1 protein-coding gene is annotated in these 272 nt (G+C 66.5%); it reads right to left on the bottom strand.

The genetic code is table 11. The features are described 5' to 3' along the window. Positions 1 to 206 (bottom strand): hypothetical protein (locus H0921_RS17645; RefSeq protein WP_194539843.1); only part of this gene is annotated, 206 nt, incomplete at its 3' end. Positions 207 to 272 lie beyond the last annotated feature (66 nt).

Here is a 272-nt window from a genome sequence, read left to right on the forward strand (position 1 = left end):
GCCCCCGACTTCTGGGCGGCCAACACCTGCCGACCTTCCTGCTCCACCACCCGCCGCAACGTCTCCCGGCTCAACCTCAGCTGGGCCGCCCGCCTCAGATTCTCCGCTGCCGCCGCAAAGCTGGAACTGCCAGCATTGAGCCGACACACCAACTCCCGCACCCCTTGACTGATCGTCGCCTCCGCCACGTCTAGCCAACAATCCATCGGCGTCTGGGCCCCCGTAGACGATTGCCAACGGATCCGCTTCAACCGCACCCGCCCGTTGACCGT

The organism is Thermogemmata fonticola (genome assembly GCF_013694095.1).
GTDB classification, from domain to species: Bacteria; Planctomycetota; Planctomycetia; order Gemmatales; family Gemmataceae; genus Thermogemmata; species Thermogemmata fonticola.